Source organism: Roseicella frigidaeris (assembly GCF_003258945.1).
Lineage (GTDB): Bacteria > Pseudomonadota > Alphaproteobacteria > Acetobacterales > Acetobacteraceae > Paracraurococcus > Paracraurococcus frigidaeris.
Map to the genome: position 1 here is coordinate 1 of NZ_QLIX01000083.1, position 1,194 is coordinate 1,194.

General features: G+C 63.8%; 2 tRNA genes and 1 rRNA gene. All 3 read left to right on the plus strand.

Going from position 1 to position 1,194, the window contains the following annotated elements:
* A 16S ribosomal RNA gene (locus tag DOO78_RS26845) occupies window positions 1-322 on the plus strand; the annotation flags it as partial.
* A gap of 303 nt (window positions 323-625) precedes the next feature.
* A tRNA-Ile gene (locus tag DOO78_RS26850) sits at window positions 626-699 on the plus strand.
* Between the two features lie 94 nt (window positions 700-793).
* A tRNA-Ala gene (locus tag DOO78_RS26855) sits at window positions 794-866 on the plus strand.
* Window positions 867-1,194: the final 328 nt, after the last annotated feature.

Below are 1,194 nucleotides of genomic sequence, written 5' to 3' on the forward strand. Positions count from 1 at the left end.
CTGGAGGAACTGCCGGTGACAAGCCGGAGGAAGGTGGGGATGACGTCAAGTCCTCATGGCCCTTATGGGCTGGGCTACACACGTGCTACAATGGCGGTGACAGTGGGACGCCAGGCTGCGAAGCCGAGCCGATCCCCAAAAGCCGTCTCAGTTCGGATCGCACTCTGCAACTCGGGTGCGTGAAGGTGGAATCGCTAGTAATCGCGGATCAGCACGCCGCGGTGAATACGTTCCCGGGCCTNCTGCCACGGTAGGGTCAGTGACTGGGGTGAAGTCGTAACAAGGTAGCCGTAGGGGAACCTGCGGCTGGATCACCTCCTTTCAAGGAACGGATCCGGGGTGAGGGGTTTCGGCCCCTCGGCTGGATCTGCTTCTGATCAAACTGATGCATCGCCCATAGACGAGGCTGGGGCCGCGATCTCCGGAGGGAGGCGCTGGCGCCTGGCCAATCCCGATCCATTGTGCATCACCCCTGGCCGGCCTGACCGGGTCGCCGGGTGGTCTCGTGCCGGTGCCCGGTTCCGATGGTTGCCATCGGGACCGGCGCCGTCCGCGCATCCTTCTCCCAGGCCATGACGGGCCTGGCTGGGCCTGGGCCGTGGTGCCCTGGCCTGGCTGGGGATGGGGGCCAGTAGCTCAGTTGGTTAGAGCACACGCTTGATAAGCGTGGGGTCGGAGGTTCAAGTCCTCCCTGGCCCATTTTTCCTGCCGCTCGGCGGCGGGGAAAAGCCGTTGGAGACTGATGCGGGCTGGTTGCCAGCGGCGATGCCTTCTGCCGCCGTTTGGTCGGTGTGGGGGCATAGCTCAGCTGGTAGAGCACCTGCTTTGCAAGCAGGGGGTCACCGGTTCGAATCCGGTTGCCTCCATGTTTGCCCTGTCGCCGCTGGCGATCGGGCGAGCCTCTCCTGGGGTGGCGGCGATCGCTGCTGCCGGGGGATGCCTGGGCCATGGGCCTGGGCGGCGCGCTTCCAAAACCACTGTTCGGCAGGCGGGGCCATGGGCGCTGCGGCTGGACGGCTGTTCCTTCACAAGTGTATCGGATTGGTTAGCGAATGTTACGAGGTTAATGATTGCTACATTTGGGTCATTTGGCGCGGTTTGGTACTGCGTGTGGGTGGCTGGATGTGGTGATGGAGAGTGAGAGAAGGGCGTTCGGTGGATGCCTTGGCGCCAAGAGGCGATGAAGGACGTGGC